The sequence below is a fragment of the Acidimicrobiales bacterium genome (genome assembly GCA_036399815.1).
Classification (GTDB): Bacteria; Actinomycetota; Acidimicrobiia; order Acidimicrobiales; family DASWMK01; genus DASWMK01.
Map to the genome: position 1 here is coordinate 1 of DASWMK010000195.1, position 16,103 is coordinate 16,103.

At 75.0% G+C, this 16,103-nt stretch carries 12 protein-coding genes; 4 read left to right on the plus strand and 8 right to left on the minus strand.

Features of this window, described 5'->3' with window-relative positions; all coding sequences use genetic code 11:
* Both VGB14_14510 and VGB14_14515 read right to left on the minus strand, forming a co-directional pair.
* Positions 1-582 (minus strand): CNNM domain-containing protein (locus VGB14_14510; GenBank protein HEX9994137.1); only part of this gene is annotated, 582 nt, incomplete at its 3' end.
* Positions 579-1,871 carry a hemolysin family protein gene (locus VGB14_14515; protein HEX9994138.1) on the minus strand — a complete coding sequence of 431 codons (1,293 nt, stop codon included), beginning with the start codon at positions 1,869-1,871 and terminating at the stop codon, positions 579-581. The genes VGB14_14510 and VGB14_14515, both read right to left, overlap by 4 nt.
* 83 nt (positions 1,872-1,954) lie before the next feature.
* Between VGB14_14515 and VGB14_14520 the strand changes: the two genes are divergently transcribed.
* The 4 genes from VGB14_14520 to VGB14_14535 all read left to right on the plus strand — a co-directional run bounded on the left by VGB14_14520 (position 1,955) and on the right by VGB14_14535 (position 7,826).
* Positions 1,955-3,973 carry an ABC transporter transmembrane domain-containing protein gene (locus VGB14_14520; protein HEX9994139.1) on the plus strand — a complete coding sequence of 673 codons (2,019 nt, stop codon included), beginning with the start codon at positions 1,955-1,957 and terminating at the stop codon, positions 3,971-3,973.
* Positions 3,973-5,889: an ABC transporter ATP-binding protein gene (locus VGB14_14525; GenBank protein ID HEX9994140.1), complete on the plus strand. Its 1,917-nt coding sequence runs from the start codon at positions 3,973-3,975 to the stop codon at positions 5,887-5,889. Before VGB14_14520 ends, VGB14_14525 begins: the two co-directional genes overlap by 1 nt.
* 57 nt (positions 5,890-5,946) lie before the next feature.
* On the plus strand, positions 5,947-6,834 hold the full coding sequence (locus VGB14_14530) for a TIGR04086 family membrane protein (GenBank protein ID HEX9994141.1): 888 nt from the start codon (positions 5,947-5,949) through the stop codon (positions 6,832-6,834).
* 197 nt (positions 6,835-7,031) lie between these two features.
* On the plus strand, positions 7,032-7,826 hold the full coding sequence (locus VGB14_14535) for an ATP-binding cassette domain-containing protein (protein ID HEX9994142.1): 795 nt from the start codon (positions 7,032-7,034) through the stop codon (positions 7,824-7,826).
* On the opposite strand, the gene treZ is transcribed toward VGB14_14535, so the two are convergent.
* From treZ to VGB14_14565, 6 genes are all read right to left on the minus strand, one after another.
* Entirely contained in the window at positions 7,823-9,577 is a 1,755-nt protein-coding gene (gene treZ / locus VGB14_14540) for a malto-oligosyltrehalose trehalohydrolase (GenBank protein HEX9994143.1), read from the minus strand. The genes VGB14_14535 and treZ overlap by 4 nt on opposite strands.
* Entirely contained in the window at positions 9,574-12,228 is a 2,655-nt protein-coding gene (gene treY / locus VGB14_14545) for a malto-oligosyltrehalose synthase (protein ID HEX9994144.1), read from the minus strand. Before treY ends, treZ begins: the two co-directional genes overlap by 4 nt.
* On the minus strand, positions 12,225-14,333 hold the full coding sequence (glgX, locus tag VGB14_14550; GenBank protein ID HEX9994145.1) for a glycogen debranching protein GlgX: 2,109 nt from the start codon (positions 14,331-14,333) through the stop codon (positions 12,225-12,227). The genes treY and glgX overlap by 4 nt, the downstream gene beginning before the upstream one ends.
* Before the next feature lie 31 nt (positions 14,334-14,364).
* Positions 14,365-14,808 carry an SRPBCC family protein gene (locus VGB14_14555; GenBank protein ID HEX9994146.1) on the minus strand — a complete coding sequence of 148 codons (444 nt, stop codon included), beginning with the start codon at positions 14,806-14,808 and terminating at the stop codon, positions 14,365-14,367.
* A 72-nt stretch (positions 14,809-14,880) separates the two neighbouring features.
* Positions 14,881-15,495, minus strand: a complete 615-nt coding sequence (locus tag VGB14_14560) for a hypothetical protein (GenBank protein HEX9994147.1) — start codon at positions 15,493-15,495, stop codon at positions 14,881-14,883.
* A 32-nt stretch (positions 15,496-15,527) separates the two neighbouring features.
* Positions 15,528-16,085 carry a hypothetical protein gene (locus tag VGB14_14565; protein ID HEX9994148.1) on the minus strand — a complete coding sequence of 186 codons (558 nt, stop codon included), beginning with the start codon at positions 16,083-16,085 and terminating at the stop codon, positions 15,528-15,530.
* Positions 16,086-16,103 lie beyond the last annotated feature (18 nt).

The window sequence follows — 16,103 nt, forward strand, 5'->3', positions numbered from 1 at the left end:
CTCCCGCGACGCCGTGACCAGGGCGGCCAGCTCGTCGGCGGTGTGGGCCATCGCCACCTCGTCCCTCGGCTCGACCCCGACCGCCCGCACGCCGGCGTTGGCGACCACGTTGAGGAAGCGGATGAGCGGGCCGAACACGGTGACGAAGGCCCGCATGGGCAGGGCCAGCCACAGCAGCAGCCGCTCGGCCGAGGCGATGGCGATGTTCTTCGGCACCATCTCGCCGACGACCATGTGCAGGAACACGACGATCGTGAGGGCGACGACGAACGCGATCGTGTGCAGCACGCCCTCGGGCAGGTCGGCGACGGCGCCGATGGCGGACTCCAGCGCGTGGGCGACGGCCGGCTCGGCGACGGCGCCGAGGCCCAGCGAGGCCATCGTGATGCCCAGCTGGGCGCCGGCCAGCTGGAGCGAGAGGGTCCGCAGCATGGTGACCGCGGCGACGGCCCGGGAGTCGCCCTCGGCGGCCAGCGCCTCGACCCTGGTCCGCCGGCTGGCCATCAGCGCGAACTCGACGGCGACGAAGAACGCGTTCGCCAGCAGGAGGAGGACGGCGGCGATCGCCGCCCCGGGGTTCACCCGACCTCCCTGCGGTCGGGCGCGGTGACCCGCAGGGTGACGACCCTGAGCCGGTCCATGTCGGCCACCACGAGGCGCCACCCGTCGATCTCCACGGCGTCGCCCGGCGACGGGATGCGCTGGAGGCGGTCGAGGACGAAGCCGGCGACGGTCTCGTACTCGCCCTCGGGCAGGTCCAGCCCGCAGGCGTCGGCCACCTCGTCGAGGTGGAACCCGCCCGGGATCTCCCAGGTGCCCCGCTGGGCGGTGACCTGGACCTCGGCCGGGTCGGGGTCGTGCTCGTCGTCGATCTCGCCGACGATCTCCTCCAGCACGTCCTCGAGGGTGATGATCCCCGCGGTGCCGGCGTACTCGTCGATGACGACGGCGAGGTGGGCGCCGGTCCCCCGCATCTCGATCAGCAGCGACTCGAGCGACCGGGACTCGGGGACGACCAGCACGTCGTGCATGAGCGCGGACAGCGGCGTCGTCGGCCGGTCCTCGTAGGGCACCCGGTAGGCGTCCTTCACGTGGACGAGGCCGACCACGTCGTCGAGGTCGGCGCCGACCACCGGGAAGCGGGAGTAGCCGGTGGTGACGGCGGCGCGTACGAGGTCGGCGGCGCTGTCCTCGGCGGTCAGCGACTCGACCGCCGTCCTCGGGACGAGCGCGTCGGCCGCCGTCTTCCCCGTGAAGCGGATGGACCGGGTGAGCAGCCGGGTGGAGCTGGCCGGCAGCGTCCCCTGCTCGCCCGACGACCGGATGAGCAGCTCCAGCTCCTCGATGGTCCGCACCGAGGCCAGCTCCTCCTTGGGCTCGATGCCGAGGCGGCGGACCGTCCAGTTGGCCGCCCCGTTGAGGAACGTGATCATCGGCCCGAACACCATCCCGTAGATCCGGAAGATCGGCGCCATCGTGTAGGCGGAGGCGACCGGCCGGGCGATGGCGACGTTCTTCGGCACCAGCTCGCCGACCACCATCTGGATGACGGTGGCGACGGCCAGCGCGACCGCCACGGCGAACCCCTCGGCCGCGCCGCCGAGGAGGGGCCGGAGCCCGTCGGCCAGCAGGGGCTCGGCCACGAAGCCGACCACGAGCGAGGTGACGGTGATGCCCAGCTGGGCGCCGGAGAGGTGGAACGAGAGGCGGTGGAGGACGCCGGCGGTGAGCCGGGCCCGCCGGCCGCCGTCCCTGGCCGCGGCCTCGATCAGCGTGCGGTCGACGGCGACGAACGCGAACTCGCCCGCGACGAAGACGGCGGTGCCGAGTGTCAGCAGGAGGACGGCCAGCAGGCCGATGACGAGATCGATGCCGGGCTCTCTGGTGGTGGTGGACGGACAGCCTACGGGTGGGGCGCGGCGCCCCGGCGGACCGGGTGCCGGTAGCCTGCACCGTGCCCGAGCCGACGAAACGCGGAGGACGGGAACCCGGTTCCCGGGCCGCGCGCGGCGACGGGCGGGACGGCCCGCACGACCGCCCCTCGGCCGGCGCTGCCGCCGGCCGCGACCGGCACTCGTCGGGCGACGGCGGCGGCCGCGACGAGGGCCACGCCGCCAACGACCGGCACTCGGCGAGCGCCGACGGCGGCCGCGGCGGGTGGGAGCCGGTCGCCGAGGTCGCCCGCCACCGGCCGCCGGCCGCCACCGTCGACCCCGACCGCTCGCTCCCCTGGTTCCGGCGGCTGCTCCCCCTCGTCCGGGCCCGCCGGGGCCTGGTCGCCGCCTCGGTGCTGGCCGCCGTCGGCGCCATGGTCGCCCAGGTGGCGACGCCGATCCTGCTGCGCTCGGCCATCGACCGGGCCCTGCTGGCCCGCACGACGTCGCTGACGCCGTTCGTGGTCGCCCTGCTCGCCCTGTCCGTCGCCCGGGCCGTGCTCGCCTACGCCTCCCGGGCCGGCCTGTTCCGGATGGCCTACGACGTCGAGTTCGACCTCCGCACCCTCCTCTACGAGCACCTCACCCGGCTGTCGTTCTCGTTCTACGACCGGGTCCAGTCCGGCCAGGTCATCTCCAGGGCGAACTCCGACATCCGCTCGGTGCAGATGGTCCTCGCCTTCGCCCCGCTCATCGCCGTGAGCATCACGAGCTTCGCCGTCGCCCTCGTCGTGATGCTGACGATCTCGGTCAGCCTCACCCTGGTGGCCGTGGCCGCCCTGCCCGGCGTGTACCTCGCCGGCGTCGCCCTCCGGAACCGCATCTTCCCGCTCTCCTGGATCGTGCAGGGCCGGATGGCGGAGGTGGCGACCGTCGTCGACGAGAACGTGAACGGCGTCCGCGTCGTCAAGGCCTTCGCCGGCGAGGAGCGCCAGGTGCGGGTGCTGGCCAGGGCCGCGCAGCGCCTCCGGTGGGCGTCGGTCGTGCAGGCCGACGCCAGGGCCAGGTGGGCGCCGGTCATGGAGAACCTCCCCCGCCTCAGCCTCGCCCTCGTGCTGCTCTACGGCGGGTGGCTGGCCGTCGACGGCGGAGTCACGATCGGCACGCTCGTCGCCTTCAACGCCTACGTGCTCGTGCTCCAGGCCCCGTTCCGCATGCTCGGGTTCTTCCTGATGCTGGCCCAGCGGGCGGCCGCCTCCGCCCAGCGCATCTACGAGGTGCTGGACGAGCCGGTCGAGATCGTCGACCGGCCCGGCGCCGTGGACCTGGTCGACCCGAGGGGCGCCGTCGAGCTGCGGGGCGTGCGGTTCCGCTACGGCGACGGGCCCCTGGTCCTCGACGGCCTCGACCTGCGGGTGGAGCCGGGCGAGACGGTCGCCCTGGTCGGGGAGACGGGGTCGGGGAAGTCGACCGTCGCCCGCCTGCTGGCCCGCTTCTACGACGTCGACGGCGGCGTCGTGCTGCTCGACGGCCACGACGTGCGGGACCTGACCCAGGTGAGCGTGCGGGCGGCGGTCGGCATCGTGCCCGACGAGCCGTTCCTGTTCTCCGCTGCGGTGCGGGACGCGGTCGCCTTCGGCCGGCCGACGGCGACCGACGACGAGGTGCGGGCGGCGGCCGAGGTCGCCCAGGCGGCCGGGTTCGTCGGCGACCTGCCGGACGGGTGGGCGACGGTCATCGGCGAGCGGGGCTACGACCTGTCGGGCGGGCAGCGCCAGCGGTTGTCGCTGGCCAGGACCCTGCTGGCCGACCCGGCCGTGCTCGTCCTGGACGACGCCACCAGCGCGGTCGACGTCGGCGTCGAGGAGCGCATCCACGAGGGGCTGCGGCGGAACCGGGCGGGGCGGACGACGATCGTCATCGCCCACCGGCTGTCGACGATCGCCCTGGCCGACCGGGTGGTGCTGCTCGACGGCGGCCGGGCCGTCGCCACCGGCACCCACGCCGACCTGCTGGCCGGCGAGCCCCGCTACGCCGCGGTCCTGGCCACGACGGCGGCGGCGGCGGCCGGCGCGGCAGCCGACGGGAGGGCCGGCTGATGGCCTGGGGCGGGCACGGGGGCTTCGGGGGACCGGGCGCGGTCGCCACCAGCCGGGCCGCCGGCCTGCCCTTCGCCGGCGTCCCCGACGAGCTGCGGGAGCGGGTGGACGACCTGCTGGCCGGCGAGCCCGAGCACCCCGAGCCCGAGGTCTCCTTCTCGCACCGCACGCCCGACCGCCGCCGCTTCACCCTGCGCCGGTTCGTCCGCCCCCACCTCGGCGCGCTGACCGTCGCCATCGCGCTCGTGGTGGTCGAGGCCGTCGCCGGCCAGGCCGGCCCCCTCCTCACCCAGATCGGCATCGACCGCGGCGTGCGGGCCGGCGACAAGGGCGCGCTGCTGGCCGTCGCCGCCGTCTACGTCGCCAGCGTCGTCGTCGGCGCGGTGGCCTCGGGCGTGCGGGTCGGGTTCACCGCCCGCCTCGGCGAGGACCTGATGTACGAGCTGCGGGTGCGGGTGTTCTCGCACCTCCAGCGGCTCTCGCTCGACTTCTTCACCGGCGAGCGGGCCGGCCGGCTGATGACGAGGATGACGAGCGACATCGAGTCGCTGACCCAGCTGTTCCAGGACGGCCTCGTCAACCTGGCCGTGCAGGGGCTGACCCTCGTGGTCGTCGCCGGCATCCTGTTCGCCCTCGACCCGGTGCTGGCCGCGGTGACGATCCTGCTGATCGTGCCGGCCATGACCGCCCTGACCCTGTGGTTCCGGTCGGCGTCCGACCGCCGCTTCGCCGCCGTGCGGGAGCGCATCGCCGACGTGCTGGCCGACCTGTCCGAGAGCCTGGCCGGCATCCGCATCATCACGGCGTTCAACCGGCGCCGGCACAACCTCGTCCACCACACCAACGTGGTCGGCGACTACCGGGACGCCAACGTGGGCGCCGCCCGCGTCCAGGCCGTGTACGGGCCGGCCAGCGAGGCCGTCGGCGTGGCCGGCCAGGCGCTGCTGCTGCTGATCGGCGGCCGCTGGGTGCTCGACGGGCGGATCACGATCGGCGAGCTCACCGCCTTCCTGCTCTACCTGACGGCGTTCTTCGCCCCCATCCAGCAGCTCGTCCAGCTCTACTCGACCTACCAGCAGGGCCGGGCGGCGGTGACCAAGCTGCGCGAGCTCCTCGCCACCGAGCCGTCGGTGCAGGAGGCGCCCGACGCCGTCGACCTGCCGCCGGTGCGGGGCGAGCTCGTCCTCGAGCGGGTGACGTTCTCCTACACGCCGGGGCGGCCGGTGCTGCGCGACGTCGACCTCGTCGTCCCGGCCGGCGAGACCATCGCCCTGGTGGGGCCGACCGGCGCCGGCAAGTCGACGATCGCCCGCCTCGTCGCCCGCTTCCACGACCCCGACGCCGGGCGCGTGCTGGTCGACGGTTTCGACGTGCGCCGGGTCACCCTGCGGTCGCTGCGCTCCCAGCTCGGGATCGTCCCCCAGGAGCCGTTCCTGTTCTCGGGGACGATCCGCGACAACGTCGCCTTCGCCCGCCCGGACGCCACCGACGAGGAGGTCGAGGCGGCGTGCCGGCGGGTCGGGCTCGACGACCTGCTCGACCGCCTCCCCGACGGCATCGCCAGCCCGGTCCACGAGCGGGGCGCGTCGCTGTCGTCGGGCGAGCGGCAGCTGCTCGCCCTGGCCAGGGCGTTCCTCGCCCGGCCCAGGGTGCTGATCCTCGACGAGGCCACCTCCAACCTCGACCCCCGCTCCGAGGCGGTGGTGGAGCGGGCCCTCGACAGGGTCCGCGAGGGGCGGACGGCGGTCGTCGTCGCCCACCGGCTGGCCACCGCCATGCGGGCCGACCGGATCGCGGTCGTGGACGGCGGCGGCATCGCCGAGCTCGGCACCCACGACGAGCTCGTCGCCCTGGGCGGGCGGTACGCCGCGCTCTACGCCACCTGGGCGCAACGGGGCGGCGGCGTCCGGGTCTAGTTCTCACGCTCCGTGGGAAGAAGGGGACCGACACCCGACGCGGGGAGGTTCACCCTCATGACCACCACCACGAGAGAGACCAGGCGGGACCGCCTGGCCCTCGCCCGGGAGGCGGGGTTCGGGCGCTTCTCGCTCGTCGCCGTCGTCGCGGGGATGCTCGTCGCCTACGGGGCGTTCGCCGTCATCGCGGCGATCGCCGGCTCGGTCGTCGAGGCGATCGACGCCGAGGCGAACGTCTCGGACTACGACTGGGAGACGGTCAGCCTGGTCGGCGGGCTGGTGCTCGCGGCCGTGCTGTTCCTGTCCTACTTCTTCGGCGGCTACGTGGCCGGGCGCATGGCCCGCCGGGCCGGCGTGCTGAACGGCCTCGCCGTGTTCCTCCTCGGCGTGATCGTCGCCGCCGTGGTCGGCGGCGTGGCCGCGGCGCTGACCGACACCCAGCAGGTGCAGGACAACCTGCGCAACGTCGGCATCCCGACGACCTCCGACGACTGGCAGAACTGGGGCAGCACGATCGGCGGGCTCGCCGCCCTCGCCCTCATGCTGATCGGTGCCCTCCTCGGTGCGATGAAGGGTGAGCGCTGGCACGGCAAGCTGATCGACCGGGCCTTCGACCCCGAGTACGGCCCCGAAGCCGAGCGCCGGCGGGCCGCGGCCGCCGAGGCCGAGGCCGCCCAGGCCGACTGGCAGCGCCGCCAGGAGCGGATGCACGCCACCGAGCAGACCCGCCAGCACGCCGCCACGGCCCCGGCGACGACCGCCGTGCCGGTCGCCACGACGACCGACGACGAGCGGGCCCGCCTGCAGGCCGAGGAGCAGCTGGCCGCCGAGCGCAACGAGGCGATCGACCTGCGCGACCGCCCCGTCCAGGATTCCGGCACGACGGCGATGCCGGGCGGCTCGACCAGCGCGACCGGGCAGCAGCCGGTGGAGCGCCGCCGGTAGCGTCCCCCTCGTACCGGCCGCTCGCCCCGCATGGAGCCGACGGGGCGGGCGGCCGGTGCGCGTCCGGGCCAGGTTCGCGGAGGGTCGGCGACGGGTCGACGCCGCTCCGGGCCGGCGGCCGACGGTCGTCCTGGCGGGCAACGCTGCTGGTCCCACCGCCGGGACCGGCGCCGCGCGTCCGGTAGGTTCCGGCGGCCGTGAGCGCCGAGCCCGTCCTCGCCATGCGGGGGGTGCGCGTCGTGCGGGACGGCACCGCGGTGGTCGACGGGGTCGACTGGGAGGTCAGGCCCGGCCACCACTGGGTCGTGCTCGGGCCGAACGGGGCCGGGAAGACGTCGCTCGTGCGGCTGGCCGGCGGGTGGGCCCACCCGTCCTCGGGCGAGGTCGAGGTGGCCGGCCGGCGCCTCGGCCGCACCGACGTGCGCGCCCTCCGGCCCCTCGTCGCCCTCGCCTCCGCCGCCCTCGGCGACCTCCTGCGACCCGACCTCGAGGCCGTCGACGCCGTCGCCACCGCCCGCTCCGGCGCGCTGGAGCCGTGGTGGCACCCGGCCGACGAGGACGGCCGCCGCCTCGCCGAGCAGGCCCTCGCCCGGGTCGGCGCCGCCACGCTGGCCGGCCGCCGGATCGGCACCCTCTCGTCGGGCGAGCGCCAGCGCGTGCTCATCGCCCGGGCGCTGGTGGTGGACCCGGCCCTGGTCGTCCTCGACGAGCCGGCCGCCGGGCTCGACCTCGCCGCCCGTGAGGACCTCGTCGCCGCCGTCGCCGCGCTGACCGCCGACCCCGTCGGGCCGCCCGTCGTGCTCGTCACCCACCACGTGGACGAGATCGCGCCCGGCTTCACCGACGTGCTCCTGCTGCGGGCCGGGCGCCCGGTCGCGGCCGGGCCGCTCGGAGCGACGCTCACCGAGGCCAACCTGTCGGCCTGCTTCGGCCGCCCCCTCCGCCTCGAGCACCGGCACGGCCGGTGGTGGGCCTGGGGCGAGCCCGGCTAGCGCGACGCGGGGTCGGACAGCACGGCCACGCCGGCGGGCGGGAGGCGCAGGCCCTCGCTCGTGCGCTCGACCTCCCCGGGCCAGGCGAGGGCGACGGGGGTCGACAGGAACGGGCCGAGGTCGACGTGGGCCGGCTCCTTGCCGACGTTCACGGCGACGAGCACCGAGCCCCGCCGCACGGTGAGCAGCCCCTCGGCCGGGCCGACCCGCACCTCGACGCGGTCGAGCCGGCCGTCGAGCAGGTCCGGCGTCGACCGGCGCAGCGCGATCAGGCGGCGGTGCCAGTCGAGCAGGCCGGCGTGGGGCTCCTCCCCCACCTCGTCCCAGCGCAGCCGCGACCGCTCGAAGGTGGCCGGGTCCTGCGGGTCGGGCACGTCCTCGGGCGCCCAGCCGAACGACGCGAACTCCCGGCGCCGGCCCTCGCTCACCGCCCGCCCGAGGTCCGGGTCGTCGTGGGCGGTGAAGTACTGGAACGGCGTGCTCGCCCCCCACTCCTCGCCCTGGAACAGCATGGGGACGAAGGGTGCGGTCAGCACCAGCGCGGCCGCCACCCGCAGCCGGCCCTCGTCCACCAGCTGGGACAGGCGCTCGCCGGTCGCCCGGTTGCCGACCTGGTCGTGGTTCTGGGCGTAGCCGAGGAAGCGCCAGCCCGGCACGCCGGCCGGGAGGCGCCCGTGCCGGCGGTCCCGGTGGGCGGAGTGCCCGCCGGCGGCGACGAACGCCTGCCGCAGCGCCGTCGCCAGGCAGCCGACCGGGTCCTCCCCGAAGTCCTCGTAGTAGCCGCTCGTCTCGCCGGTCAGGGTGACGTGGAGCGCGTGGTGGAAGTCGTCGCTCCACTGGGCGTCCATGCCGTAGCCGCCCACCTCCCGGCGGCGCACGACCCGGGGGTCGTTCAGGTCGCTCTCGGCGACGACCACGAGGGACCGGCCGACCTCGGCGGACAGCGCCTCCACCCGCTCGGCGATCTCCTCCAGCAGGTGGGTGGCCGACGTGTCGACGATGGCGTGCACGGCGTCGAGGCGCAGCCCGTCGACGTGGTAGTCCCGCAGCCACATGATGGCGTTGGCGACGAAGTGCTCGCGCACGCCGTCGCTGCCCGGCCCGTCGAAGTTCAGGGCGTCGCCCCACGGCGTGCGGTAGCGGTCGGTGAAGTAGGGGCCGTAGGTGGAGAGGTAGTTCCCGGCCGGCCCGAGGTGGTTGTAGACGACGTCGAGCAGCACGGCGAGGCCCCTGGCGTGGCAGGCGTCGACCAGGCGCTTCAGCCCGTCGGGGCCGCCGTAGGCCGAGTGCGGGGCGTACAGGTCGACCCCGTCGTAGCCCCAGCCCCGCGACCCGGGGAACTCGGCCACCGGCAGCAGCTCCACGTGGGTGACGCCGAGGTCGACGAGGTGGTCGAGCCGGCCGATCACCCCGTCGAAGGTGCCCTCGGGGGTGAACGTCCCGACGTGCACCTCCTCGACCACCGCGGACGCGAGCGGCGGCGCCGACCAGGTGGCGTCGGTCCACGCGAAGGCCGAGTGGTCGACCACCCGCGACGGCCCGTGCACGCCCTCCGGCTGCCACGGCGACCGGGGATCGGGCCGGGGCTCGCCGCCGTCGACCGAGTAGGCGTAGTCGGTGCCGGGCCCGGCGCCGGCGACCTCCGTCCCCCACCAGCCCCGCTCCTCGGCCGTCATCGGGTACCGGTCGCCGCCGACCACGACCTCGACCGAGCGCCCGGCCGCCGGCGCCCACACCCGGAACGTCGTCACGAGCGGACGAGCAGGGCGACCGGGAACCGGCGGAGCAGGGTGGCGACGGGGACCGGCCCGCCGGCGACGGCGTCGCCGGTGAGCTCGTCGGCCCACCGGCCGGGCGGCAGGGCGACGGTCGTCTCGCCCCAGCCCCCGGCGGCGGCCAGGCGGACGGTCAGGCGGGGCACCACGCACGCGACCTGCCCACCGCGGGTGAAGCCAACCGCGTGGCCGGCGGCCGGGCCCGTGGCGACGAGCGGCTCGTAGGCGCCGTCGCCGCCCAGGCCGAACACGACCGGCAGGCGGCGACGGAGGCGCAGCGCCTGGCGGACCACCCGCAGCTTCGGCGCGCCCTCGTCCGCCCTGGCCAGGATCTCCTCGGGCGCCGGCGACCCGCCCAGCCACGACAGCAGGCGGCGGAGCCGGTCGAAGTCGACGGGCCGGCGGTTGTCGGGGTCGACGAGGCTCAGGTCCTCCACCTCGGTGCCCTGGTAGGTGTCGGGCACGCCGGGCATGCACAGCTGCACGAGCTTGGCGGCCAGCGCGTTCACCCGGCCCGGCGCCACGAGGTCGGCGGCGAACCGGCCGACCTCGTCGCCCCTCGGCCCGTCGGCGGCCCACTCCCGCACCCAGGCGAGCACGGCCGCCTCGTACCCGGCGTCCTGGTCGGTCCAGCTCGTCCGCCGCTTGGCCTCCCTGATCGCCTTCTCGGCGTAGGTGGCGGCCCGGTCGCCGGGCAGCGGCCAGGCGCCGACGAGGGTCTGGAGCAGCGCGTACTGGGTGGCCCGGTCGACGGGGCCGTCGGCCACCACCCGGTTGACGAGGTCGGCCCACGCGTCGGGCACCTCGGACAGCACGGCCATGCGGGCCCGCACGTCCTCGGTGCGCTTGGTGTCGTGGGTGGACAGGGTGGTCATCCCGTGCGGCCAGTCCCGGTGGAGCCGGCGGCACTCCTCGTGGAGCTGCTTCGGGGCGACGCCGAACCGGTCGGGGTCGCCGCCCACCTCGTTCAGGGCCACGAAGCGGCCGTAGCGGTAGAACGCCGTGTCCTCCACGCCCTTGGCCATCACCGGCCCGGTCAGCTGCTGGAAGCGCATGCACGCCTCCCGCTCCGGGTCGGCGTCGGGCTGCGCGTTGTAGGCCCCGCCCAGCACCTCGGCGAGGAAGTCGAGCAGCTCGGGGTCGAGGTCGGGGTTGCGCTCCCTCGCGTCGTGGACCGCCTCCTCCAGCAGCACCCGCTCGGCCCGGTCGCCGGGCGCGTCCTCCGGGATGTAGGCCCGGTAGACGCCGAAGCAGGCGAGGACGGCCTTCACCGCCTCGTGGAGCTCGTGGCGGGTCGTGTCCCGGTTGCGGCGGTGGCGCTCCAGCACGCGGGTCAGCCGGTCCGTGAGCCGGGTGACGTCGGCCGCCAGCACCCGGTCGAGCACGTCCCGCTTGGCCTCGTCGGCGACCTCGGGCCAGTCCGTCGGCTCGCCCGTCACCTCGCCGTACAGCTTCGTCAGCGCGCCCTCGGCGGCGGGGTCGACGAACAGCCCGCCGACCAGGTTCAGCGTGTCGTAGCCGGTCGTGCCCTGCACCGGCCACGAGCGGCGCAGCGGCTCGCCCGCCTCGAGGATCTTCTCGACGACGATCCACGCGTCGGGGGCGGCCGCCCGCAGGCGCCGCAGGTACTCGAGCGGCCGGCGCAGCCCGTCGGGGTGGTCGATGCGGACGCCGTCGAGCACGCCCTCGCGCAGCCAGGCCAGCACCAGCTGGTGGGTCTCGGCGAAGACCCTCGGGTCCTCCATGCGCAGCCCGACGAGGGTGTTGATGTCGAAGAAGCGCCGGTAGTCCAGCTCCCGGCTGGCCGTCCGCCACCACGCCAGCCGCCAGTTCTGGCGCTCCAGCAGCACGTGCAGCAGGTCGGGCTGCTGGTTGTGGAGCTCGACGACGGTGGCGACGGCGTCCGCCGCGGCCTCGTCCTCGGCCACCAGCCGGGCCAGCTGGGCCCGCAGCACCTGGGTGTCGCGGTGGCGCTCGTGGATGCTCTGGCGGTCGGTGGCCGTCGCCTCCGGCAGCCGGCCGAACGTGTGGGCGAGGAAGGCCAGCTCGTCGGCGGCCGGCGACTGGCAGGCCCCGCTCGCCATCTTCAGCACGTCGTCGAGGGACCGGGGGGCGACGGGCAGGACGTGCTCGTAGTAGGCGACCGTGAACACGCCGTCGTGGTAGGCGAGCCGGATCTCGCCGGCGTCGAGCACCCGGCCGTACTGGTCGCCGAGCACGGCCATCAGCAGGCGGTCCTTCAGCTTGCGCTCGGGCGGGTCCCAGTCGACGTCGAACCAGGCCGCCCACGGGCTGGCCCGCCCGTCCTCGAGGACGTCCCACCACCACCGGTTCTCGGGGCCGTTGGCCATGTGGTTGGGCACGACGTCGAGCACCTGGCCGAGGCCGGCGTCGGCCAGCGCCACGCACATCCTGGCGTGCCCCGCCTCGCCGCCCAGCTCGGCGTTGACCCTCGTCGGGTCGACGACGTCGTAGCCGTGCGTGGACCCGGGCGCGGCCTGGAGGTAGGGCGAGGCGTACAGGTGGGTGACGCCGAGGTCCGACAGGTAGCCGGCCAGCGCGGCGGCGTCGTCGAAGCCGAACCCGGCGTGCAACTGCACGCGGTAGGTGGCGAGCGGCGTGGTCAATAGAGGCGCCGGAGGACCACGACCGAGCGGCCGGCCACCTCGAGGGGGCCCCCGGCCTTGATCGCCCTGTCCTCGGTCATGTCCAGCCCCGCCAGGTAGAATGACGTGTCGACCTCGACGTCCCAGCGCTCGCCGAACGACGCCTCCGGCATCGTGAACTCGATCGGCTCGTAGTGGGCGTTGAAGCAGACGAGGAACGTGTCGTCGCGGACCGGCTCGCCCCGCTCGGATGGCTCGGTGATGGCGTCGCCGTTCAGGTAGACGGCGATCGACTTGGCGTAGCCCTCGTGCCAGTCCTCGTCGCTCATCTCGGTGCCGTCCGGGCGCAGCCAGGCGATGTCGCCCTCCCCGCCCCTGATGTTGCGGCCCTGGAACCAGCGGCGCTGGCGGAGCACGGGGTGGCGGCGCCGCAGGGCGAGCAGCCGCTCGGTGAACTCCTTCAGCGCCCAGTTCTCGCGGGCGTCGTCCCAGTGGACCCAGGAGACGTCGTTGTCCTGGCAGTAGGCGTTGTTGTTGCCCCGCTGGGTGCGGCCCATCTCGTCGCCGGCAAGGAGCATCGGCACCCCCTGGGACAGCAGCAGGGTGGTGAGGAAGTTGCGCTTCTGCTGCTCGCGCAGGGCGACGACGTCGAGGTCGTCGGTCGGCCCCTCGACCCCGCAGTTCCAGGACCGGTTGTGCGACTCGCCGTCCTGGTTGCGCTCGCCGTTCGCCTCGTTGTGCTTGTCGTTGTACGAGACGAGGTCGTGCAGGGTGAACCCGTCGTGGGCGGTGACGAAGTTGATGCTGGCGTAGGGCCGCCGGCCGTTGTGGGCGTAGAGGTCGGAGCTGCCGGTGATCCGGAAGCCGAACTCGGCGAGGGTGGCGTCCTCGCCCCGCCAGAAGTCCCGCACGCAGTCCCGGTACTTGCCGTTCCACTCGGTCCAGAGGGACGGGAAGTTGCCCACCTGGTAGCCGCCCTCGCCCACGTCCCACGGCTCGGCGATCAGCTTCACCCGGCTGACGACCGGGTCCTGCTGGATCAGGTCGAAGAAGGCCGACAGGCGGTCGACGTCGTGCAGCTCGCGGGCGAGGGTGGCGGCGAGGTCGAAGCGGAAGCCGTCGACGTGCATCTCGGTCACCCAGTACCGCAGGCTGTCCATGATCAGCTGGAGCACGTGCGGCGACCGCATGTTGAGGCTGTTGCCGGTGCCCGTGTAGTCCATGTAGTAGCGGGGGTCGTCCCCCACCAGCCGGTAGTACGAGGCGTTGTCGATGCCCTTGAACGACAGCACCGGGCCCAGGTGGTTGCCCTCGGCGGTGTGGTTGTAGACGACGTCGAGGATCACCTCGATCCCGGCGTCGTGCATGGTCCGCACCAGCTGCTTGAACTCCTGCACCTGCTGGCCGGGCCGGGCCGCGTAGCCGTTGTGGGGGGCGAGGTAGCCGATCGAGTTGTAGCCCCAGTAGTTGCGCAGGCCCTTCCGCACCAGGTGGTCGTCGTGGACGAACTGGTGGACGGGCAGCAGCTCGATGGCGGTGACGCCGAGCGTGGTCAAGTGGTCGACGACGGCCGGCGAGGCCAGCCCGAGGTAGGTGCCCCGCAGGTCCTCGTCCACGCCGGGGTGCAGCGCGGTGAACCCCTTCACGTGGGTCTCGTAGACGACGGTCTCGTGCCACGGCGTGCGGGGCGGGCGGTCGGTCCCCCAGTCGAAGTAGGGGTTGACGACGACCGACTTCGGCATCCGCGGCCCGCTGTCGAGGTCGTTGCGGCGGTCGTGGTCGTCCCAGCGGTAGCCGAACAGCGACTCGTCCCAGTCCACCTCGCCGTCGACGGCCTTGGCGTACGGGTCGAGGAGCAGCTTGGCCGGGTTGCACCGCAGCCCGGCGGACGGGTCCCACGGGCCGTGCACCCGGAAGCCGTAGCGCTGGCCGGGGACCACGTCGGGCAGGTAGCCGTGCCAGTGGAAGCCGGTGCACTCGGGGAGCGGGACCGTGTGCTCGGTGCCGTCGGCGTCGAACAGGCACAGCTCGACGCGCTCGGCGACCTCGCTGAACAGGGCGAAATTGGTCCCGGCGCCGTCGTAGTGCGCGCCCAGCGGCGCCGGCTCCCCCGGCCACACTCGCATGGGCGGCGACCCTACCCTCCGAGCGAGGCGGTCAGCCTTGGGTCGCGAGGGCGAGGAGCCGGGCCCGGGAGCGCTCCACGGCGTCGGTCAGCAGCCGCTCCAGCACCGGCCCCCAGAGCCCGCCGCCGTAGTGGAGGTGGACGGTCAGGCGGGACCCGGTGCCGTCCCCGGCCACCTCGGCCCTGAGCACCCACGGGCTGTGGCTCCGGCCGTCGGTCTCCCGGCGCTCGAAGGTCACCGCCGACGGCGGGTCGTGGCGGGACCGGACCATGCGGAGGCGCTTGGACCGGGCGAACGGCCCCAGCCGGCCCCGCAGGTCGACGACCCAGGCCGGCCCGGGGTCCCCGTCGGCCTCGGCCGCCCGCCGCGCCGTCGGGACGATGTCGAGCCACGCCGGGTACCGGTCGAGGTCGTCCACCCAGGCGAACAGCCGCTCGGCGGCGACCGGCGCCTCCAGGCTGGCGGTCAGGTCCACCCCGCCATTGTGGCGGCGCGGGGCCCGGCCGGTGGACGACCCCGCCGGCGGGTCAGCGCCGGCGGAGCGGCGTCACACCGTGTGGACGCCGAGCCGGGCGGCCGCGTCGGCGACGGCGGCGGCGAGGAGGGGGTCGTCGAGCGTCCTCGTCGCCGCCGGGGCGGCCGGCAGGGCGTCGGCCGCCCGCTCCCACAGCGCCGCGCACCGGCCGGGCCCCCACACCGACGACCGCCAGGCCACGCCGTCCACGCCGGCGTGGGCGTCGTAGACCGCGCGGGCCCACCGGCGGGTCGGCTCCCTGGGGCCCGACGTGATCGCCTGGTTGCCCCCGGCCCGCGTCACCCAGCCGCCGTGCAGGTCGAGGAGCACGAGGTCGCGGGTCGTGTCGAACGCGGTGACGGCGGCGCGGCAGCGCGACCGGTCGATCGGGCCGGCCCGCTCTCCATGCTGGAAGAACTCCCCGAGCCCGGCCACGAACGCGCCCTCGCCGTACGTGACGTAGGCGATGGCGCGGTCCTGCACGGCGGGCGGAGGAACGTGGTGGTCGAACCGGGAGGTCGTCGGCCCGTACGACCGGAACCCGTCCCAGGCGACCGGGTGGGCACCGGCGAGGCAGTGGACCCGGACGAGCCGACTCCCGGCGGGGAGGACGACCGTGTCGTCGGCGGTGACCGCCGCGGCGGCCACCCTGGCGGGGTCGGGCTCCGGGAGGTGCTCCGTCAAAGCGCGGCGGCGAGCGCGGCGACGACGGCGGGGTCACCACCGGTCGCCAGCCACTCGGCCGGCGAGACCTTCGCGTCGCCCACCTCGAGGTCGGGCTGTGGTGCGTGCGCCCAGTGGTCGACGGTCAGCGGGTGAGCCGCCGGGTCGAGGGCCGAGAGCACCTCGCGCAGGGCCGCCGTCGGCACGTCGAACTGCCACTCGGGGAACCGGCGCTCACCGTCGGGGGCCCGGAACGAGAGCAGCGAGCGCTCCCTCAGACGCTGGGACAGCCGGGTGCGGTCGACGCCGAGCCGGCCGGCCGCGCCGGCGTCGTCGACCGAGCGGGCGACGAGGCGGGCGAAGGCCTCGACGCGGCGGGCGGCGTCGGCCATCGGCGCCGCCTCGTCGAAGCGCGCCCCCGTCCGCTCCCACACGGCCCGCTCGCCGGCCGGCATCGACGACGCCGCGGCCCCGCGGTAGGCCTCGGTCACGGCGGTGAGGACGGCGAGCGCCCGGTCGACGTCGCCTCCCGTCGTCGCCACCAGGGAGTGGGCCGCCCGGACGACCCGGTCCATTGCCTCACCGGAACTCAC

Bases quoted from the DNA above. Each gene is read 5' to 3' on its own strand.
- VGB14_14525 (HEX9994140.1), top strand. From the start codon at position 3,973: ATGGCCTGGGGCGGGCACGGGGGCTTCGGGGGACCGGGCGCGGTCGCC.
- VGB14_14530 (HEX9994141.1), top strand. From the start codon at position 5,947: ATGACCACCACCACGAGAGAGACCAGGCGGGACCGCCTGGCCCTCGCC.
- VGB14_14565 (HEX9994148.1), bottom strand. From the start codon at position 16,085: ATGGACCGGGTCGTCCGGGCGGCCCACTCCCTGGTGGCGACGACGGGA.
- glgX (HEX9994145.1), bottom strand. From the start codon at position 14,333: ATGCGAGTGTGGCCGGGGGAGCCGGCGCCGCTGGGCGCGCACTACGAC.